General features: G+C 63.2%; 20 protein-coding genes. 19 read left to right on the forward strand and 1 reads right to left on the reverse strand.

Going from position 1 to position 20,575, the window contains the following annotated elements; genetic code table 11:
- Nucleotides 1-23 precede the first annotated feature (23 nt).
- The 17 genes from HAP40_RS23905 to HAP40_RS23985 all read left to right on the forward strand — a co-directional run bounded on the left by HAP40_RS23905 (nucleotide 24) and on the right by HAP40_RS23985 (nucleotide 17,668).
- Nucleotides 24-1,589, forward strand: coding sequence for a PfkB family carbohydrate kinase (locus HAP40_RS23905; protein WP_166815431.1), 1,566 nt, complete (start codon nucleotides 24-26; stop codon nucleotides 1,587-1,589).
- Nucleotides 1,590-1,617: 28 nt separating this feature from the next.
- Entirely contained in the window at nucleotides 1,618-2,619 is a 1,002-nt protein-coding gene (locus HAP40_RS23910) for an NAD-dependent epimerase/dehydratase family protein (RefSeq protein ID WP_166815430.1), read from the forward strand.
- A 5-nt stretch (nucleotides 2,620-2,624) separates the two neighbouring features.
- Nucleotides 2,625-3,236, forward strand: a complete 612-nt coding sequence (locus HAP40_RS23915) for a hypothetical protein (RefSeq protein ID WP_246741323.1) — start codon at nucleotides 2,625-2,627, stop codon at nucleotides 3,234-3,236.
- Entirely contained in the window at nucleotides 3,233-4,270 is a 1,038-nt protein-coding gene (locus HAP40_RS23920) for a phosphotransferase (protein WP_166815428.1), read from the forward strand. Before HAP40_RS23915 ends, HAP40_RS23920 begins: the two co-directional genes overlap by 4 nt.
- Nucleotides 4,245-5,093 (forward strand): transketolase, encoded by an 849-nt coding sequence (locus HAP40_RS23925; RefSeq protein ID WP_208024899.1) that lies wholly within the window; start codon nucleotides 4,245-4,247, stop codon nucleotides 5,091-5,093. Before HAP40_RS23920 ends, HAP40_RS23925 begins: the two co-directional genes overlap by 26 nt.
- A 10-nt stretch (nucleotides 5,094-5,103) precedes the next feature.
- Complete coding sequence (locus tag HAP40_RS23930) at nucleotides 5,104-6,063, forward strand: transketolase family protein (protein ID WP_166815427.1); 960 nt, start codon at nucleotides 5,104-5,106, stop codon at nucleotides 6,061-6,063.
- An 8-nt stretch (nucleotides 6,064-6,071) separates the two neighbouring features.
- Complete coding sequence (locus HAP40_RS23935) at nucleotides 6,072-7,178, forward strand: DegT/DnrJ/EryC1/StrS family aminotransferase (RefSeq protein ID WP_166815426.1); 1,107 nt, start codon at nucleotides 6,072-6,074, stop codon at nucleotides 7,176-7,178.
- Nucleotides 7,168-8,286: a DegT/DnrJ/EryC1/StrS family aminotransferase gene (locus HAP40_RS23940; RefSeq protein WP_166815425.1), complete on the forward strand. Its 1,119-nt coding sequence runs from the start codon at nucleotides 7,168-7,170 to the stop codon at nucleotides 8,284-8,286. The genes HAP40_RS23935 and HAP40_RS23940 overlap by 11 nt, the downstream gene beginning before the upstream one ends.
- Nucleotides 8,283-9,089: a sporadic carbohydrate cluster 2OG-Fe(II) oxygenase gene (locus HAP40_RS23945; protein WP_166815424.1), complete on the forward strand. Its 807-nt coding sequence runs from the start codon at nucleotides 8,283-8,285 to the stop codon at nucleotides 9,087-9,089. Before HAP40_RS23940 ends, HAP40_RS23945 begins: the two co-directional genes overlap by 4 nt.
- The gene (locus tag HAP40_RS23950; RefSeq protein WP_166815423.1) at nucleotides 9,082-9,474 is read left to right on the forward strand and encodes an LIC12192 family sporadic carbohydrate cluster protein; all 393 of its coding nucleotides are present in this window, start codon (nucleotides 9,082-9,084) and stop codon (nucleotides 9,472-9,474) included. Before HAP40_RS23945 ends, HAP40_RS23950 begins: the two co-directional genes overlap by 8 nt.
- Before the next feature lie 25 nt (nucleotides 9,475-9,499).
- Nucleotides 9,500-10,165: a class I SAM-dependent methyltransferase gene (locus tag HAP40_RS23955; RefSeq protein WP_166815422.1), complete on the forward strand. Its 666-nt coding sequence runs from the start codon at nucleotides 9,500-9,502 to the stop codon at nucleotides 10,163-10,165.
- Nucleotides 10,143-10,718, forward strand: coding sequence for a WbuC family cupin fold metalloprotein (locus HAP40_RS23960; protein ID WP_166815421.1), 576 nt, complete (start codon nucleotides 10,143-10,145; stop codon nucleotides 10,716-10,718). The genes HAP40_RS23955 and HAP40_RS23960 overlap by 23 nt, the downstream gene beginning before the upstream one ends.
- Before the next feature lie 62 nt (nucleotides 10,719-10,780).
- Nucleotides 10,781-11,758: a lysylphosphatidylglycerol synthase transmembrane domain-containing protein gene (locus HAP40_RS23965; RefSeq protein ID WP_166815420.1), complete on the forward strand. Its 978-nt coding sequence runs from the start codon at nucleotides 10,781-10,783 to the stop codon at nucleotides 11,756-11,758.
- A 2-nt stretch (nucleotides 11,759-11,760) separates the two neighbouring features.
- Nucleotides 11,761-14,037 carry a hypothetical protein gene (locus tag HAP40_RS23970; RefSeq protein ID WP_246741322.1) on the forward strand — a complete coding sequence of 759 codons (2,277 nt, stop codon included), beginning with the start codon at nucleotides 11,761-11,763 and terminating at the stop codon, nucleotides 14,035-14,037.
- A 177-nt stretch (nucleotides 14,038-14,214) separates the two neighbouring features.
- Complete coding sequence (locus HAP40_RS23975; RefSeq protein WP_166815419.1) at nucleotides 14,215-15,432, forward strand: class I SAM-dependent methyltransferase; 1,218 nt, start codon at nucleotides 14,215-14,217, stop codon at nucleotides 15,430-15,432.
- Nucleotides 15,425-16,630: a class I SAM-dependent methyltransferase gene (locus HAP40_RS23980; protein ID WP_166815418.1), complete on the forward strand. Its 1,206-nt coding sequence runs from the start codon at nucleotides 15,425-15,427 to the stop codon at nucleotides 16,628-16,630. The genes HAP40_RS23975 and HAP40_RS23980 overlap by 8 nt, the downstream gene beginning before the upstream one ends.
- Before the next feature lie 3 nt (nucleotides 16,631-16,633).
- Complete coding sequence (locus tag HAP40_RS23985) at nucleotides 16,634-17,668, forward strand: Gfo/Idh/MocA family protein (protein ID WP_166815417.1); 1,035 nt, start codon at nucleotides 16,634-16,636, stop codon at nucleotides 17,666-17,668.
- Here the strand turns inward: HAP40_RS23985 and HAP40_RS23990 are convergent.
- Nucleotides 17,658-19,328: a hypothetical protein gene (locus HAP40_RS23990; protein WP_166819387.1), complete on the reverse strand. Its 1,671-nt coding sequence runs from the start codon at nucleotides 19,326-19,328 to the stop codon at nucleotides 17,658-17,660. The genes HAP40_RS23985 and HAP40_RS23990 overlap by 11 nt on opposite strands.
- Before the next feature lie 159 nt (nucleotides 19,329-19,487).
- Between HAP40_RS23990 and HAP40_RS23995 the strand changes: the two genes are divergently transcribed.
- Together HAP40_RS23995 and HAP40_RS24000 are read left to right on the forward strand one after the other, a co-directional pair.
- Nucleotides 19,488-19,994 carry a hypothetical protein gene (locus tag HAP40_RS23995; protein ID WP_166815416.1) on the forward strand — a complete coding sequence of 169 codons (507 nt, stop codon included), beginning with the start codon at nucleotides 19,488-19,490 and terminating at the stop codon, nucleotides 19,992-19,994.
- An 8-nt stretch (nucleotides 19,995-20,002) separates the two neighbouring features.
- A complete protein-coding gene (locus tag HAP40_RS24000; RefSeq protein ID WP_166815415.1) occupies nucleotides 20,003-20,509 on the forward strand; it encodes a hypothetical protein in 507 nt (168 codons plus the stop codon).
- Nucleotides 20,510-20,575 lie beyond the last annotated feature (66 nt).

Consider the following 20,575-nt stretch of genomic DNA (forward strand, 5'->3'; position numbering starts at 1 on the left):
GACCCGTGCTTTGGATAATTCACATGGGTAATGCTCCGACTGACCAGCCGGCCGTCCATCCGGCACCGCATCTGAAGATCAAGACTATCGAGGAACTGGGCGAGATCGCGCGGGCCGCGCAGGCCGAGGGCCGTACCGTTGCGCTCTGCCACGGCGTGTTCGATCTCGTGCATCTCGGCCACGTCCGGCACATCCTGGCGGCGCGCAACGAGGCCGACGTGGTCATCGTGACGATCACGGCCGACCGCTTCGTCAACAAGGGCCCGGGACGACCGATCTTTCCGGAGAGCATGCGCGCCGAGATGCTCGCCGCGCTCGGCACGGTCGACTGGGTCGGCATCAACCGGACGTCGAGTGCCGAGCCGATCCTGGATACCGTGCGGCCCGACATCTACGTGAAGGGCTCGGACTACGAAAACCCCGAAGACGACGTCACCGGCAAGATCGCCACCGAGCGTGAGGCGGTCGAACGCCACGGCGGGCGCATCGTCTTCACACGCGACGTGACCTTCAGCTCGTCGTCGCTGATGAACCGCTACTTCGACATCTACGACCCCCCTCTGCGCGACTACCTCCAGAAGGTACGTGAGAGCGGCGGCGCCGAACGCCTGCTGAAGCTGATCGACAAAATCCAGGACATGCACGTCGTTCTGGTCGGCGACACGATCATCGACGAATACCAATACGTCACGGCTCTCGGAAAAGCCTCGAAGGAAAACATCGTCGCGACGCTGTTCAAGAACGGCGAGCAATTTGCAGGCGGCGTGATTGCCGCGGCCAATCACGTGGCGAGTTTCTGCAAATCGGTCGAGATCGTTACGACGCTGGGTGGCAAGGACTACCCCGAAGAGTTCATCCGCGCGCACGTCCGCCCGAATGTCACGCTCACGCCGATCCGCATTCAGGGCCGTCCGACGACCCGCAAATTGCGGTACGTCGAGATGGGCTATCTGCACAAGCTCTTCGAAGTCTACACCATGGACGACACGCCGCTCGACGAGACCGAGCGCAAGGAGATCGACCGTGTCACCGCCGAGCGCGTGCGCGGCGCCGACGTGGTCATCGTCACGGATTTCGGTCACGGCATGATCGCATCCAGCACGATCGACACCCTGATCGCGAACTCCAAGTTCCTGGCGGTCAATGCCCAGAGCAACAGCGGCAACCACGGCTACAATCTGATCACGAAGTATCCGCGCGCCGACTACGTCTGCATCGACGCGCCGGAAGCACGCCTGGCGGCCACCGACAAGTTCAACGACATCGCATCGGTGATCCAGAACGGCCTGCACGCCAAGATCGATTGCGACAACATGATCATCACGCACGGCTCCTTCGGCTGCTACCCCTTCTCGTCGAAGACCGGCGTTGCGCGCGTACCCGCCTTCACCAAGACCGTGGTCGACACGGTCGGCGCTGGCGATGCCTTCCTGACGATCACGGCGCCGCTGGTGGCGGCCGGCGGCAATATCGAGGACGTCGCCTTCATCGGCAATGCGGCAGGTGCGATCAAGGTCGGCATCGTCGGCCACCGCAGCTCGGTCGAAAAGGCGCCGCTGGTCAAATTCGTCACCGCGTTGTTGAAGTGACGCGAACCGGAAAATCTGGAGAACGACAGTGATCGATCAGAAATGGAATGTGATGGTCACCGGTGGCGCCGGCTATGTCGGCAGCGTTCTGGTTCCCCGGCTGCTGGCAGCGGGACACAAGGTCACAGTGCTCGACCTCTTCATGTACGGCGACGACGTCTTCAATGCCGTTCGCGACAATCCGAACCTGCGCCTGATCAAGGGCGACATCCGCGATGAGGCCGCGATCAACGAATCCCTGCGCGGCAACAATGCGGTGATTCACCTCGCCTGCATCTCCAACGACCCATCGTTCGAACTGGACCCGGGCCTCGGAAAATCCATCAACTACGACTGCTTCCGGCCGATGGTGCGCGCCGCGAAGAAGGCCGGCATCAAGCGCTTCATCTATGCTTCCTCGTCGAGCGTCTATGGCATCAAGGACGAGGCCGAGGTGACCGAGGAACTGTCCTGCGAGCCGCTCACGGACTACTCCAAGTTCAAGGCGATGTGCGAGACCGATCTTGCCGACGAGGCCGCGTCCGGCTTCGTCACCTGCACGGTTCGCCCGGCCACGGTTTGCGGCTACGCTCCGCGCCAGCGGCTCGACGTCGTCGTCAACATCCTGACCAACCTGGCGGTCAACACCGGCCGCATTCGCGTGTTCGGCGGAACGCAGAAGCGGCCCAATCTGCACATCGAGGACATGTCCGCGGCCTATCTGTTCCTGCTTCAGCAGGACGACGCGAAGATCGACGGCAAGACCTACAACATCGGCTACGAAAACCACTCGCTGATGAAGATCGCCGACATCGTCAAATCGGTGGTCGGAAACAACGTCGACGTCGCCGTCGAGCCGACCGACGATCTGCGCTCCTACCACGTCTCCTCGGAGAAGATCCGCCGCGAGCTCGGATTTGCGCCGACGCACACGATCGAACAGGCCGTGTCCGGACTCGTGGACGCCTTCAGGGGCGGTCGCCTGCCGAACTCGCTCAACGATCCCCGGTATTTCAACATCAAGATGATGCAGAACATCAGCCTGAAGTGAGCGGCGTGCGGATCGGCATCGATTTCGACAACACGATCATCTGCTACGATAAGGTCTTTGCCGCCGTCGCGCGCCAGCGTGGGCTGGTGCCGGAAGGATGGGAGGGGCTGAAGACCGACGTGCGGGATCATCTGCGGTCCCGCGCGGGTGGCGAGCTTGCCTGGCAAGGCCTGCAAGGCTTCGTCTACGGCAAGGGAATTGGCGGCGCCGAGATCTATCCGGGCGTCCGCGAGTTCCTCTCAGCGTGCCGCGAGGCCGGCGCGAGCGTCTATGTCGTCAGCCACAAGACGCAGTTCGGCCATCAGGACCCCGACCGCGTCGACCTGCGCGAGGCCGCGCGCGGCTGGTTGCGAACCGCAGGCCTGACCGACACCGCCGGGGCGGCGCTGGCCGCGGGCAACATCTATTTCGAGGATACGCTTGCGGCCAAGGTGGAGCGGCTCGCGAGCCTGGGGCTCGATATCTTCATCGACGATCTCGTCGACGTCTTCGAGCAGCCGCATTTTCCGAAGGCGACGCGATCGATCCTGTTCACGCAGTCGCGGCCCCCTCACCCCGCCCATTGCGAGCCGTTCGCGACCTGGGCCGATATCTGCCGCGGAGTGTTCGCGGCATGAGCGAGCCGGACATCAGCGCGCAGGATGCGGTCTCGATCGGCAGCCGCTTGGCCGGAGCGCGGGTCGCGGCCGCGCAACCGGCGCGGTCCGGCGGCAACAACCGGGTGTTTCGGCTCGAGATGGCGGAGGGATCGCCGCTCGCCCTCAAGCATTATCCATCCGACGGGCGCGATCGCCTCGGACAGGAATATGACGCGCTCTCGTTTCTGTCTCGCCACGGCATCACATCGACACCGCGGCCGATCGCGAAGGACGCAAATGCCTTCTGCGCGCTGTATCAATGGTTCGACGGCGATGCGGCCGTACTGCGCCCGCAGGATGACGATGCCGACCAGTTGGCCGATTTTCTCATCGAGCTTCAGAAGTTGCGCGAGGCCGAAGGCGCGCAGACTTTGCGAAACGCCTCGGCCAGCATCTTCTCGCCCGAGGCGGCCATCGCCCAGTACGAGCAGCGTCTGGACGACTTGCAGCACGCATCGCAGGATCACCCGGACTTGCGCGCGTTCGTGGAGAAGAGCCTGGTTCCCAGCACGGCCATCGCGATCCGGCAACTCCGGAGACGCTATGCGGAACTGGGCCGGGATCCCGCAGCGGACCTGGCGCCCGCACATCGCGCCTTGAGCCCGTCGGATTTCGGACTGCACAACGCGTTGCGCGCCGATGACGGCAGGCTGCGCTTCATCGACTTCGAATATTTCGGCTGGGACGATCCGGTCAAGCTCGTGTCCGACACCGCAATCCATCCGGGCAGCGATCTGCCCGAGGCCAGCGCAAATCGATTGATCGAACGGCTCTCGCGTGCCTTCGAAGCTGGGGATGACGCGTTTGCGATCCGCCGTGACGTACTGTATCCTGTGTTCGGGGCGATTTGGTGCCTGATTGTCCTGAATGCCTATTTGCCGGAAAGCCGCTCCCGGCGTGCCCTGGCTGCGCAAGGTGGTGATCTGACGGTCCGCCTTGCCGGCCAGCTCGACAAAGCCCGCCGGCTCCATCAAACGATTTGCCAACGTGATCCAGATCTCACCCCACGCTGAAGCCGCCCTCACCTGCACGCTGGACGAGCGCAGCCTTTACTTGCGCCGCCTGGTACTCGGTTCTGTCCGCTCGGCGGGACGCGGACATGTCGGTCCTGCTCTGTCGCTGATCGAGATGGTCCGCGTGCTCTACGACGACGTGCTGCGGATCGATCCGAAAAATCCGCGCGATCCCCATCGCGATCGCGCGATCCTCAGCAAGGGACACGGTTGCCTGGCGCTTTATGCGCTATTGGCCGATCGCGGCTTCTTTCCGTTGTCGGAGCTCGACGGCTTCTGCGGCCCCGACAGCATCCTGGGCGGACATCCCGAATACGGCATGGTGCCCGGAGTCGAGGCCTCGACCGGCGCGCTTGGCCATGGCCTGTCGATCGGTGTCGGCCTCGCGCTCGCCGCACGCATGCGCGAGCGTACCTACCGGACCTTCGTGCTGCTCGGCGACGGCGAGATCAACGAGGGATCGGTGTGGGAAGCCGCCATGGGCGCGGCCAAGCACGGGCTCGACAATCTGGTCGCGCTGATCGACTACAACAAGCTGCAGAGCTACGGCCCGACCGACTACGTCCTGCCGCTGGAGCCGCTCGCGGACAAATGGCGCAGCTTCGGGTTCGCCGTGCAGGAGCTGAACGGCCACGACGTCGGCGCCCTGCGCACTGTCCTCAAGCAGGTTCCGGCCGTTCCGGGCAAGCCCACGGCGATCATCTGCCATACCGTCAAGGGCAAGGGTCTGCCGCCGGCGGAATCCAACGCCGATTGGCATCACAAGAACAAGCTGACCGACAGCGAGCTCGACGCCATTCGCGTCGCCGTCGGCGATTTTTGATCGGCTCCCCATGCGCAACACAGCCATGAACATGGTCCACAAGCTCGCCGCGCGCGACGAGCGGGTGCTTTACATCGGCTCCGATCCCGGCGCGGGCACCTTGCGCGCGATGAGCAAGGAGTTTCCCAAGCGCCATCTGATCGAGGGCATTTCGGAAGCGCACATCATCGGCATGTCGGCAGGTCTCGCGATGGAGGGCTTCGTGCCCTACGTCAACACCATCGCGACCTTCCTCACCCGCCGCTGCTACGAGCAGGTGGCCGTCGACCTCTGCCTGCACAACCTTCCGGTGCGGCTGATCGCCAATGGCGGCGGGCTCGTCTACGCGCCGCTCGGCCCGACCCACCAGGCGATCGAAGACATCGCGATCATGCGGGCGCTGCCGAACATGACGGTGATCTGCCCATGCGATGCCGACGAAGCGGCGCGCATGATGGAGCAGACGCTCGACTGGACCGGCCCGATCTACATCCGGCTCGGCAAAGGCGGCGACGCCATCGTCTCCAAGGCCGAGCACGGCTTCGAAATTGGCAAGGCCATCCTGATGCGGCCGCCGGGCGACGTCCTCATGGTGACGACAGGCATCATGCTGCAGCGGGCCCTCGCCGCAGCCGACCTGCTGGCCGCGCAAGGCATTCGCGCCGGCATCCTGCACATGCACACGGTGAAGCCGCTCGACACCGCGGCGCTGCTGCAAGCGATCCGCGGCGTCAAGCTGGTGGCAACGCTGGAGGAGCACGTGCCCTCCGGCGGCCTCGGCAGCGCTGTCGCCGAGGCGCTGATCGACAAGCTCGGTTCGGGTCTGCCCGCGATGCTGCGGCTGTCGCTGCCGGACCGCTTCATGCACAATTATGGTTCGCAGGATTCGCTGCTGAAGAAGCACGGCCTTTCCGCGAGCGCCATCGCGACCTCGATCGAGCGGACGCTTGCCGGCTCGCCCACCTCTTCCCCTCAACTTCATTCCACCTGACGGGTCACATGTACGACGTTCGATATTCCTATCTGCTCGAGCAATTCGCCGACCCCGCTCCGATCCTGGCCGAGATCGGCCGCCTGGTGGCGACCGGCGATTTCACCCTTGGCAAGCCGGTCGCCGAATTCGAGCGCCGCTTTGCCGAACTGATCGGCGTGCGTCACGCCATCGGCGTCGGATCGGGCACCGACGCGCTCAAGCTGCCGCTCAAGGCGCTCGGCATCGGCCATGGCGACGAGGTCATCACGGCCGCCAACACGTTCATCGCGACCGTCGGCGCCATCGCGGAGACCGGCGCAACGCCCGTGCTGGTCGACTGCGACGATTCCTTCTGCATGAACGTCGACCAGGTCGAAGCCGCCATCACCAAGAAGACCAAGGCGATCATGCCGGTTCAGCTCACCGGCGAGGTCACCGACATGGGCAAGCTGATGGCGATCGCCCAGCGCCACAATCTCCCGGTCGTCGAGGACGCCTGCCAGGGCATCCTGTCCGAGTTTGCCGGCAAGCGCTCCGGCACCCACGGCATCGCCGCGGGCTTCTCCCTGCATCCGCTCAAGAACCTCAACGTCTGGGGCGATGCCGGCGTCGTCGTCACCAATGACGACGGGATGAACGAAAAGCTCCGCCTCATCCGCAATCACGGCATGAAGAACCGCGACGAGATCGCGATCCTCGGCTGCAATTCGCGGCTGGACTCGCTCCAGGCGGTGGTCGGCAATTGGCTGATCGGCCAGACCAGCGAGATCACGCGGCGCCGGATCGAGAACGCAGCCTATTACGATGCGGGCCTCGCCGGTCTGCCCGGCCTGCGCATCCCGCCGCGCCGGCCCAACGTGAAGCACGTCTACCACCTCTACATGGTGTTCGCCGAGCGCCGCGACGAGCTCTACAAATACTGCCTGGACAACGGCATCGAGGCCAAGATCCACTATCCGATCCCGCTCTATCAGCAGGAAGGCCTCAAGCATCTCGGCTACGCCCCGGGCACCTTCCCGGTCACCGATCGCCATGCGAAGGAAGTCATCAGCTTCCCCGTCGACCAGCATCTGGCACGCGCGCAGCAGGATCGCGTCATCGAAACCGTTCGGAAGTTCTGCCATGGACGCTGACACCGGCCACCGGCGCATCGGTTACGTCAACCTTCCCGCGCAATTCGAGGAAGAACGCGCCGAGATCATGCAGGCAGTCGAGGGCGTGTTTTCCCGCGGCGACTTCATCGGTGGCGCCGCGGTCGGAAAGCTCGAGGAGGAGTTGTCCGCCTATCTCGGCTCGCCGCATGTGGTGACGCTGAATTCCGGCACGGACGCGCTGATCCTCGCCATGCGGGCGCTCGACATCGGCCCCGGCGACGAGGTCATCACCCCGCCGAATTCGTTCGTGGCATCGACCGCCGCGATCATCGCGGTCGGCGCCACGCCGGTGTTTGCGGACGTGCTGCCGGACCAGAACATCGATCCGGCCGCGGTCGAAGCCGCCGTCACCCCGCGGACCAAGGCGATCATGCCGGTGCACCTGACCGGGCGCATGGCCGACATGAACCCACTGATGGCGATCGCGAGCAAGCACGCCCTCGCCGTGATCGAGGACAGCGCGCAGGCCGTCGGCTCGACCTACGACGGCCGCATGAGCGGCACCATGGGAACGTTCGGCTGCTTCTCCGCGCATCCGCTGAAGAATCTCAATGCTGCGGGCGACGCCGGATTTCTCGTCACCGCCGACGCAGAGATGGCCGCGCGCATCCGCCGCCTCCGCAATCACGGCTTGATCAACCGCAGCGACGTCCAGGAATGGGGCATCGTGTCGCGGCTCGACACGCTCCAGGCCGAGGTGCTGCGCATCCGCCTGCGCCACCTGCCCTCCGTGATCGAACGCCGGCGGCGCAACTCCGCGCAATATCGAGCAGAGCTCGACGGCTTACCGCTGTTCATTCCGCCCTGCCGCAACATCGAGTTCAATACCTTCCACACCTTCGTCGTGCAGACCGACCGTCGCAACGACTTCCAGAAATATCTTGCCGACAAGGGCATCGAGACCGCGATCCACTATCCGGTACCGATCCACCTCCAGCCCTCGGCGGCGCATCTGGGGCACGGACGCGGCGCGTTCCCGGTGACGGAACGGCAGGCGGATCAGATCCTCACCCTCCCGATCAACCAGTTCCTCTCGGCCTCCGACATCAGCTATATTTGCGCGACCGCTCGGGAGTATTTTGCATGACGGATACGGCTTTCCTCCAGGCCGACGAGCAGGCGCTGGCGCAGCGTTTCATCGACGACGGCTTCGTCACCACGCCGGCCGACGACCGCGCCGGGCTTGACCGGATCCAGCGCCGGGCCGCCGAGCTCGCGGCGAACTATCTGAAGCTGCCGCACAGCAACGACCCCTACGCGATGCTGGACACCATCCATACGCGCGTGAGCGTGGACGATCTCAACGGACTGCGGCTGCACGTCTTCAACGGCCTCAATGCCGAGCCCTGGTTCCGGCCGACCTATTTCCGCCTCGCACGCTCGACGATCGAAACCATCGTCGGCAACGAGCTCTGCATGCAACGCCGTGTCAACCTCAGCATCCAGATGCCCGGTGACGATTCCTCGCTGCTCGCCACCCATTCCGACGTCTGGTCCGGCGATTCGCCCTTCGAGGTCGTGGTCTGGGTGCCGCTGGTAGACGTCCACCGCACCAAGGCGATGTATCTGCTGCCCCCGTCCCTGAACGGCGACATGCAGGACCGGATGGCAAGCCTGCGCAGCGCCGAGGAGCTGTACAAGACGATCAAGCCGCACGCGACCTTCATCGAGATTCCCTACGGTCACGTGATGCTGTTCAACCAGACCCTGATGCACGGTAATCGCATCAACGAGGAGCCCGGCACCCGCTGGAGCATGAATTGCCGCTTCAAGAGCATCATGTCGCCCTACGCGGACAAGCGCTTTGGCGAGTTCTTCGAGCCGATCCTGCTGCGCCCGGCGACACGGGTCGGCATGCAATACAAGCTGCCGGGAGGCTTCCATGGCTGAGCGAGCCGGCCATCGCGGCTACATCGGCGCCCGGCCGCTGAACGGCAGCCGCACCCCACAGCACGTCCAGAACATCGTGATCCGCGACTACGCGCGGCGGAAAAACCTGCAATACCTGCTCAGCGCCGTCGAACACATCATGCCCGGCAGCTACATGGTGCTCGAGGACATCGTGGACGAGCTGCCCCGCCTGAACGGCCTGATCCTCTACAGCATCTTCATGCTTCCGCCCGAAGAGGCACGGCGGCGGGAGATCTACGAGCGCGTGCTGCGCGAGGGCTGCAATCTGCATGCGGCCGTCGAGGAGATTTCTCTTTCCTCGCGGAACGACATCCAGGCCGTCGAGGACATCCTGCTCGTCAACAAATTCGCGACCATCCTGTGACGATGCTGCGGACCGGTTGACGATCATGGCCGAGATCAACCTACTCCAGCCGATGCACGCATCGACCAAGCGCAACTACGTTCAGCGCGTGGTCGAGCACGACAAGGCCGAATCCGCCACCGTGGCCCGGCAATGGGGCCGCGACTATTGGGACGGCGACCGCCGCTATGGCTATGGCGGCTATCGCTACGACGGACGGTGGCGACCGCTCGCGCAGACCCTGATCGACCGCTACGGGATCAAGCCCGGCATGAGCGTGCTCGATGTCGGCTGCGGCAAGGGCTACCTGCTCTACGAGTTCAGTCAGCTGGTGCCCAACCTCACCATCGCCGGCATCGACATCTCCGACTACGGCATCGCGAACGCCAAGGAGGAGGTGCGGCCGCAATTGCAGGTCGGCAGCGCGGTCGAGCTACCCTACCCCGACCACAGCTTCGACCTCGTGGTCTCACTCGGCGTGCTCCACAACCTTCCGCTCGAGGACGTGTTTCGCGCGGTGACGGAGATCGAGCGCGTCGGGCGCGGCGCCTCGAAATATCTGATGGTGGAATCGTTCCGCAACGAGAGCGAGAAGGCCAACCTGCTCTATTGGCAGCTCACTTGCCTGAGCTTCCACGGTCCGGAAACCTGGGCCTGGATCTACGACAAATGCGGATACCGGGGCGACCATGGGTTCATCTTCTTCGAATGAAGCCGGCCTGCGCCGGCCGACCTCGCTGCGCGCGCAGAATCCGGAAGTCTATTATTCGGACGACGTCATCGTCACGGCGGACGACGCCACGATCGCGGAACTGAAGCGCATCGCCGCCGGCAATCCGCGCCTGCGCAGCCGGCTGTGCACGCATCCGGACCCTTCGTCCGGCCTGCACGAGATGCTGATCGTGCATCATCGCGAGGCCTATGTCCGGCCCCACAAGCATTTTGGCAAACCTGAATCGTTTCACCTGATCGAGGGCACCGCCCAGGTCGTGATCTTCGAGGATGACGGCCGCATTCGCGACGTGCTCGATATGGCGCCCTACGGCCAGGGCGCCCTGTGCTATTATCGGATGCCCGAAAAGGTCTTCCATTCGATCCTGATCACCTCGGAGTGGCTGGTGTTTCACGAAACCACCGCCGGCCCGTTCGATCCCTCCCGGACCGCCTTTCCCGACTGGGCCCCCGACGGCGGCGATGCCGCCGCCGTCCTGGCTTATGTGGCGAAAACTGGCATGCTCGCTGCCGAGCATCTGGCGAGAAAATAGATTTCGACCGCAATCGCTGCCTGATGATTCCGCCGTGAACGATCGAGGACGACACCAGCCCGATGAAGCCGCCGGCAAAAGCACTGGTTACTCTGGCCAAGTTCGCCGTCTCGATCGGCATCCTGGTCTTGCTCCTGCGCAGCCAGGACTTGTCGTCCCTGAAAGCCGACCTCCTCGCCGTCAAATTGGACATGCTGGTGCTTGCAGTGCTGCTGCTGTTCGCCCAGACCTTCATGCTCTGTCATCGCTGGATCCTGATCCTGCGTGCGATACATGTGCCCCTGGATTGGCTGGCAGGTTGGCGCATTCTCATCGTCAGCACGTTCTTCAACCAGGTGCTGCCAGCAGGCGGCGACGCGGTCCGGATCTGGATGTTGCGGCGGCACGGCGCGCAATGGTCGCAAACGATCGGCAGCATCGTGGCCGATCGCTTTCTGGCACTGCTGGCGCTCGGTGCCGTCATATTGGCGGGAATGCCGTTCCTGCTGTCGCGAATCGGTGACAAGTCCCTCCTTTTCGCGATCGTCATCGTTCTTGCATTTGCTTGTTTCGGCCTCGTGGCCCTGGTCACGCTGGATCGCTGGCCATCCCGTACGATCGCCATTCTGCCGGCCCGGATCATGCAATTCGCGATGTTGGTCAGGGCTCCGCTAGCGGCTGAGGGGCGCGGGACGCTGATTGCGACTGCCATTGTCATCCACCTGATCACGGTCGCGGCCAGTTACGTCCTTGCGATCGGCCTCGACGCGCCTCTCTCCGCGCTTGATGCATTCGTCCTTGTTCCGCTTGTCATTCTGTCGTCCGCGGTTCCGATCTCGATCGGCGGATGGGGCGTGCGAGAAGGTGCCATGGTTGCTGCGCTCGGCTTGGTCGGGATCGCTTCCGACAAGGCACTCGCGATATCGGTCTTGCTGGGCCTCGGCGGCCTCGTCGTCGGGCTGTTTGGCGGCTTGGTATGGCTGGTGGCGCCCGAGCGCACCAGCTTCAGCGTAGACCGGGCCCGGGCCGCCAGCGAACGAACGGACGCGGCATCGGTCTAGCCATGGCAGAGATGGATTTCGCTCGAACGAACTTGCGCCGCATCGCCGAAGCACTCGTCTGGCGCGCGCTCATCCTGGCGCCGGCCGTCCTGTCCATTTGGTGCTTGAACCGAAGCGGCACGTACCGAGCACTGATATTCGACGGCGGATGGACGACGCGATTCTATGTTCTCGCCTGGATTGTCCTCACGCCCTATCTCGGCTGGATCGTGATGGCTGCCGGACGCCTCACGTTCTCCCTCATCAAGCACGATGCCGCGCGGCGCATCGATGAGTTCTTCGTTGGCGCATCGACCCTCATACTGGCCGGCCTGACGCTCGGCGCATTTTCCATCCTGTATCCGCAACTCGTTCTTGGCTCCATGCTTGCAATCCTGTTGTGGGATACGCGCAGCTTCAGACAGCCGAAACGAACTGCGACGAACTACGCACTGTTGTTGGTATCGTTGGTCGGCTTCGTGGCTTTGGGAATGGTATTTCTCGATCGCGCGGCAATGCCCGACGTCGTCTCGACCGACGTTCAACAGCTCTATGCGCCCTATCTGGCAGAAGTAGCGCGCAACCACAGCATCTGGCTTGCCGCCGACAATCCGATCTTCTCCGATTTCGAGATCGGCCACGGAAACGGACTTCATCTGTTGATGGCTACGTTTCTGCCTCCCCAGGTGACCCAGATCATTTCATTTCTCTACTACGTCGCAATCGGCGGGGTCATCTTTGAGTTCGCCCGGATGCTCGCTCCGTTGGAGATGTTCGGCCCCCAATGGGACCGCGTGGCAATACCGATCGCGCTCGGTATTGCCATTCTCGGGCTCACGTGGGCACCAGGCCTGCACATCATGGAGTTCGGGAAGTATCATCTTCAGACAGCGGCATTCTTCTCCTATTCGCTGCTCGTTGTCGCCCGATCTCCCAAGGGCCGCGACCAATTTGGCGCCGGGATCTGTGGCTTGGCCCTCGCAGTCTCCTACCCGCTCTATGCGGCGTATATGGTTCTGATCTCGGGATTAGGAGCGTTCACCAAACTGCTCCGTGGAGATCGATCCGGCTTCATCACCAGCGTTACGCTTGGAGTCGGAGCGGTCGCCGGTTGCCTGCTGATTTTTGCCGTCAACTACATCTATCTCGGAATTCCAGCGACCAACCCCTACTCGATCTTCCGCCACGTCGCTTCGACGAACCGCTTTTCACAGTTCGGCAGCCTCGACATCCTTGATTTCTTTGTGTTGTCCCAGTCGCTGGGAGTAAGCGACTTCTCCATCAGAAATGGATGGATCTCCGCAATCGGGCAGGTGAAGGCGCTTGTCAAAGCTGCCTCCCTGCTCGCCATGACTTCTTTGGTTGTCGCCTTCGCGGACTCAAAACTGTTTCCCGCCCGATCGTCTCTATCCAAGGCCGGGCCGACGGGTATGGTGGCGGGGATTTTCATCCTTGTTGCTTACCTGGCCAGCGTCCGGTTTCTCGATTCAACCCTGCAGATCCCGAGCCTGCAAAGGTTGTCCATCCATGTGAGCGCGTTGATCCCGGTTGCGATCATCGCAATGGCCTTCTTCGCGCTGACGATGGCGTGGCGATTGGCACCAAATTGGTTCACCGGCCGCGCCGCTCCGCACATAGCCGTCCTGGGCCTCTCGGTTGTCTGCGCTTCCGTGATTCACGCAGTTCCCTGGAGAAGCTTCCAAGCCGATGGCACTTCGCTCTTTGTCAATGGGCGTCCGCTTGACCAAATGCCCCGCGTCACGCTCGACTGGAAGCGGTGCGACGAGCTACAGCAATCAACAGGTTCCGATCGGGTTCTTGCCCTCAACGGTTACCGGGCGATGGTGCCATGCTATTTCTCGTCGTTGCTCACGCGAGGCAAGATCATTCATACATACGAGAGCGACGTCGCGCGCAATTTCACGAAGATCGCGCTCGGCGACGCCGACACGGCGGAAGCCACGCTTCGATCGCTGGGCGTGAAGCTGTTCTACGTCCAGAAAGGCAATTGTGACTTTTGGCTCAACGGCTTCTCCGACCTGTTCCAAAAGGATGAATTGACGCGACGCTTTGCCATTCATCGAGAGTCCCCGGACTACTGGATATTGACGTGGAAGCACAGCGATCAACCATTGAGTTCTGAGGCTGCGATCGGAATATCGGCGCTAAGGACAAGATCGAAAGATATCTATCAGGAGGCTTACGGCGTGGATCCATTTGAGGTGGTCAAGCACCATCTACCACCGAACGGCAGGCGTGGAGATCTCACGGTCCTCGAACAGCTATCTCGGTGCCACTAATGCGCGGTAGCTGCCTCGACGTCAGCGGAGACATGCTCGAAAAATCGCGGGTTCTCGCTCGACCAAGCAACTTAAGATAAGAATTGTGGCACGGCCCATTGCGCTATATAGGCTTCAAACTGCACCGGGTATTGCCCGGGACGCCGATGTTCCGCTTTCCTGCAAAGAGCTAGACCCGTGACCGACCATTGCCGCCTTTGCCATTCGACCGACCTGCGACCCGTCATCGACCTCGGACCAATGCCGATTGCGCACCGACTTCGGCATAGCCGAAACGCGCAGGAGGAACGGTATGCGTTCGAGGTGCTGGCGTGCGGCGAGTGTGGCCTGCCGCAGATCGTCAAGCCGATCGATCCGGACATCCTGTATCGGCAGTTCAACTACAATTTCAGCAGCTGGAAGCCGGAGCCGCATCAGGTCGACGAGCTCGACACCATCGCGAAGTTCTCGAAGCATCAGTCCGTGTTCGAGATCGGATGCAACGACGGCCTGTTCATGGACAAGCTGCGCGAACGCGGCGCGAAGGTCTTGGTGGGCGTGGAGCCCAACCCCGTGTCGGGCAAGATCGCCCGCGAGCGCGGCATCAAGGTCTATTCCGACATGATCAGCCCGGCGATGTGTCACGATGCGGTCGCCGAGGCCGGCAAGTTCGACCTCGTCGTCTCGCGCCAGGTGCTGGAGCATATCGTCGACTTCGAGAATTTCTTCGACTGCGTGAAGATCGCGCTGCGCGACGACGGGCTGCTGTTCATCGACGTTCCCGATTTCGCTCCCGGCTCGACGGCCGGAGACCTCTCCGTTCTCTGGGAGGAGCACGTCAGCTATTTCACCGAGCCGACCCTGCTCGCGCTGCTGGCGCGCCATGGCTTCGAGGCGGTGTCCGTGAAGAAGTACAATTTCAGCGGCGGCAGCCTCGCCATCGCGGCGCGCCGCGCCGCGCGCGACGTGACGCCGCCGCCTGCTCCGTCCGGGGTCGGCGAGAAATTCGGTCAGCGCGCCAGGGAATACGGCGCGCGTCTGCGCCCGATCCTCGCCAGCGCCCGTACCAATGGCGCAGAGATCGCCATCTATGGCGCCGGCTGCCGCGCCTGCACCTTCACCAATGCTCACAAATTGGCGGATCTCGTCGACCTCTCGGTCGACGACCAGAAGGAGCGCCAGGGGCTGTTCCTGCCCGGCACCGGCATCCCGATCCGCTCGCCCGAGGATCTTGCCGGCAAGTCGGATCCGCTGATCTGTCTTCTGGCCGTGAACCAGGAGAACGAGACCAAGGTCAGCAGTTGGCTGCGCGAGAGCGTAAAGCGCCCGCTGCACATCGTCTCGATCTTCGCGCCCTCCGACATCTGGAGCGAGCTCGATCGCCTCGAGGCGGCCGCAGGATCGCGGCATGGCTGAGGACAAGCTCTTCAATTACTACGAACGTCAGAACGTTCTGCCGACGTTTGGAAATTTCAAGTCGTCCGCCGAACTCGGAGCCTATGCCGGCCAGAGGCGCGAGCTGTTTTCGGACAAACTGATGCTTCCGCAGCCGCTGTTTCGCGACGCCGAGGTGCTCGAATTCGGTCCCGATTCCGGCGAGAACGCGCTGGTGTTTGCCGGCTGGGGCGCGAACATGACGCTCGCCGAGCCGAACCGGCACGCGCACGAAAAAATCCAGGCTTACTTCGCGCATTTTGGCTTGACCGGACGTCTTCGCGAGCTCGCGCTGTCCGATGTCGAAGGGTTTCGCGGCGATCGTCGCTTCGACCTGATCGATGCCGAAGGGTTCATCTACACGGTGCAGCCGAGCGAAAAATGGCTCGGCATCTTTCACCGGCTGCTCAATCCGGACGGTTATGCCGTCGTCTCCTACTACGAACGTTATGGCGGCTTCTTCGAGCTCGCGCTCAAGGCGATCCACGCGGCCGGCAAGGCATTGACGGGCCGCCCCGCGCCGGAGACGGCGAAGATGCTGTTCGAGGCGAAATGGAACAGCATTCCGCACACCCGCGGCTTCGAGTCCTGGCTGATGGACGTGCTCGAAAATCCCTTCGTCCGGCACCGCTACTTCCTCGACGCCGGCGCCTTGTGCGCGGCGGCGCATGAGCAGGGATTCGACATCCATTCGGCGTGGCCGGCCTATCGCGACAGCCTGGACGTCTACTGGCACAAGAAAGTCCTGTCCGACGACGAGAAGCTGCGCCGTGCATCGCGCCATCTCGGCCGCAGCCGTCTGAGCTTCCTTGGCGGACGGAAGCTCTATCTGGTCGGCAACATCGAAGCGGTCGATGCGATCTCGGCGTCGATCGAAGCGCTGGTTCTCGATGTCGACGGAATGATCGACGATCCCTTCGGCAATTGTCTGCCCCGGGTGGTCTCCGGCCTGGCGTCGTTGCGCGAGGCGATCCCGACGAGTGCCATTCTCGCCGACGATGCCGCCGAGATCGACGCCATCCTTGCAACGCTCGACAGCTTCCATCGCATCTTCAGTGCAATCGGGCGACGGGACGCGTCCGCGGTCGCCGCCCTCACCCAGTCCGACCCGGCATTCATCAACACCTGGGGACAGCCGGCGCATTTCCTCGTCATCCGGAAGCGCTTCGAGGGATCCTAGCCAGTGAGGCCAGGCATTGGCATCATCGGAACGGGCATGGTCGGCCAGATGTGCCACCTCGCCAATTTCGCTGCCAATCCCGCCTGCAACGTCGTCGCGATCGCCGATTTGCGGCCCGATCTGGCTGCCGCCGCGGCGCGGAAATTCGGCATCCCCCGGATCTACGGCACGCACCGGGAGCTGCTCGCGGACAGCGCGGTATCCGCCGTCGTCGTCGTAACGAAGCGCCGCGCCACCGGGCCGATCGTCCTCGATGCCTTGAACAGTGGACGGCACGTGCTGTCGGAGAAGCCGATGGCCTATACGACGGTTCAGGCCAAGTCGCTGGTCGAGGCTGCACAGCGGAAGGGCGTCATTTACGGCATCGGCTACATGAAGCGTCACGACGCCGGCGTGGCACGCGCGCTGGTGGAGCTATCGCGCATTCGTGCAGACCAGTCGCTCGGTCGGATCGTCGGTGCGCGCGGGTGGTGCTTTGGCGGCGATACCGGCCGCGCACAGGACAATTTCGTCATGACTGGCGAAGCGCGGCCGGACGGTCTCGAACTATGGCAGGATGGTCCCGACTGGATGCCGGACGCGATGCGACCCGGCTACGATAATTTTCTGAACGTCTTCAGCCATATCATCAATCTGGCGCGCTACGTGCTGGGACCGTCGCCGATCGTTTCCGAAAGCTCCGTCGAGATCTCGGGAGCCGCGCGTGTCACTCTCGACTTCGACGGCATCGCGTGCACGCTCGAGCTCGTAAACGGGTCCGAGGGTGCCTGGCGTGAGGGACTGACGATCGATTTCGAGCGCGGCGCGGTGACCATCGAATTGCCGCCTCCCTTTGCCCAACAAGAGGCGGAGATCATCGTCGATCACAATGGCCTCTCCAGACGGCTGATGCGTGAAACCAGCTGGGCTTTTCGGCGCCAGGCCGATGCCTTTGTCTCCGATATCGTCGAACAACGGATGCCCCTCGCCTCCGGCGCGGACTCGGTGACCGACATCGTGCTTGCGGAGGCAGTCTGGAAGCGGCGCATTAGCGGCTAGGCGTCGCGTCCTTCGCTGCGTCATCGAGCGGTATGACGCCGGCGATCGGCCCCACCTTGATCGTGACCTTTGCAAGTTGGGCCAGAAACTCCCCGACATCACAGCGCGCAAGAAACCGGCACGCATAGTACCTCCGCACCAAAATCTCGTTCGGCGCCGCTCCGGGGCCCGGCTGGAGCAGGATCGTCGCCTGCGGCCCCGAAGGATCGAAGTGATGGAATGCACTTCCCGGTGCCGTCCGCGATTCCTCCATCTCCTGAAGGATGGTGGGCCGCTCGGCAACCAGGGTAAAACCGAAAAAGGGCTGATTGCCCCAGGCGAGGCGCAGCATTCCGGTGACCTCGGCCAGACCGAACGGCACAAACCGTGCCGGGTAATTCTGAAAGCCGTCATCGACCGCATAGACCGTCGCCGGAGGCTGGACTCGGCCGGCAAGGTCACGCGTCAGGGCCTCTTGCTTCAGCATTCTCGCCTGCAGGAAGATGTAGTCGGTCCACAGCAGGCCGATCGAGACGATCATGCCCAATCCGAACACGACCGCGAAGGCGGCGCCGGAGCCGGCCCAACGTTGGGCGTATCGCTTCAATGCAAGCAGTGCCAGCGCCGACGGCACACCGAACATCAGCAGGTGGCGACTCTCGTAGAAATGCGTGGAATAGGGCCGCAGGCCGGCGATCACGTAGGGCGACGACAAGGCGAGGAACAAGGCGGCGGCGAGGATCAGCGGCAAGGCCCTCCCGCTTCTGGACGCGGTCGGCTCTGTACCGGGACGCAGCAGCAGCACGACAATGCCGACGAGGAGCGTGGCCATGACGAAGAGCGCCGGGAGCTGGATCGCCGCTCGGGCAGCGTTTGCCAGGACGTCCCTGTAGCCGGCGACGACGAACGCCCCCCATCCCTTCGCCAATTCACCGAGCGTCGGGAAATGCGCGTTGTAGTGCTGCGCGTACACGCCGATCCGTTTAAACCAGATGTTGAGCGCGCCCCAATAGACCAGGGGAAGCACGACCAATTCCGGATAGCCCACAGCGGAGCGCCAGGCCGCGAGCCACGTGCGGCGAACCAACCCATGCGCACCGTCCGCGCCCCGCCACATCGCGATGAAGAGGCCGAGCATCACGAAGGCATAGAGCATGATCGTCGAGTTGAGCGCGAAGCTCAGCAAGAACACCAGCGCGCAGGCCACGCGAAGCAGCGCGCGAGGCAGACCGCGGGCGCCGAAGGCGAGCGTCAGGAGCCAGGCACCGACGAACGAAAGTCCAAAGCTGAAGACATAGACCGCGTTGGCCTTGCCCGCCCAGAGCTGATAGCCGGGATAGGTCCAGACGACCAGCGCAAAGCCGACCGCTTCGGCGCGATCGAGCAGTTCGAGCCGCGTCGCCGTCAGCACCAGGCACGTCGCGCCCAAGACAACTCCGGCAAACGCCAGCGATACCATCACGGCAACCGGCGCGCCGGTCCAGTTCGCGAACCTGTCGTAACTGTAGAAAATCGGATGGCCGGCGCTGTTCAGCAGAAAATCAATGTCGATGAAATAATCCGGACGTGGCTTGAGCACCAGCCAGTCGTCCATGAAGAGGCCGTGGTTCAGCAGCATCGGTGCATGCGCGGCCAGCAACACCAACAGGAGAACGGCTATCGCGCGCAACAAGGGGGACATGCTCGGACGGGTGAGGAAGGACATCGCCGGCAAGGACTCGCACGGCCGCGTGACCGCTGCAAGAGCGGGATGACCGGCTTCCCTTGACCGGAAATATGCGACCTCCTATAGACTGCCGCTGTGGCTGAGCCCGAGAGGCGTCAGGGACGATTTTCCGCAATGAACATGCTACCCGGCCCGGCGCAGGCCGTTGCGATCTGTCTCAGCATGGCCTTTCCGCTTTTGTTGCTGGGCTATGCGCGCATCGCGGCCACTGGCGGATCCGGCCGCCGCTTTCGGCTCGGCTGCGTCAGCCTCGTCGCTCTTTTTGCAATCGCCTGCATCGTGCTTCCTGGTCAACGTCGTCTCGACGACGTGCTCGGCGGCCTCTTCCTGTTGGCGACGGCGATGATGTTTTGCTACATCCTGTTCAGCCTGCTGGCTTGGGGCTTTACGCTGACGTTGCTCACGGCACTGGTCAAGTCCGGACGTCCCCTCACCATCGAGCAATGGGCTTCGGCCTACACGCAGGGCGGCGATCTCGGCTCCTTCGCGCATAATCGCCTGAAACTGCTGATCGGCTCGGGGCTCGTGGTGACGGCCGACGGCAGGCTGGCACCGACATCCAAGGGGGTGGCGGTCGCCCGTGTCGTCAAGCTGGTTCGTCTGTCGACCGGCCTTGGGTAGGGAGCGCGATGTCCTACGCCATTGGATTGATCGCCGTCGCCGCCTTCGCCGTGATGTCGCCTGTCCTGCAGCTGATGGCCCGCACTTTCGCGTGGTCGATTTCATCGGTGATGCTGCTCGCGATCGCCGCGGTCGTCGCGCACGGTTTCGGCGTGGTGCTCGGCATTCTCGTCGTTCCGACGTTCCAATATTGGGACGCCGCGTCAATTTTCGGATTTTGCGTCATGGCCTATGTTTTCGGCTTTGGCGCGGTCTACAAATCGGTTTCACTGAACATTCTGCTCGGCCTCGTCGACCGGCCGGAACGGAAGGTCCGGATTTCGGACATCGTCGAACAGCAGGTTCCAGATCTGTTCCAGGGGCGTGCCGGGGGTCTCGTCGACGGCGGACTGGTCGAGCAGGCTGGCACCCGCTTTGCTCCGACCGCGGCAGGCCGGAGCATGGCAATCCGCATCGGACGACTGCGCCGCGCCTTCGATATTGCGGATACCAGTCTCTACGATTTTTCCGATTAGTTGCGCAGAACACACACATCGCCGGTTCCGTTTCGTTTGCGGGGATGACCTGCGTGGCCCGTATTG

The organism is Bradyrhizobium sp. 1(2017), assembly GCF_011602485.2.
Taxonomy (GTDB): Bacteria; Pseudomonadota; Alphaproteobacteria; order Rhizobiales; family Xanthobacteraceae; genus Bradyrhizobium.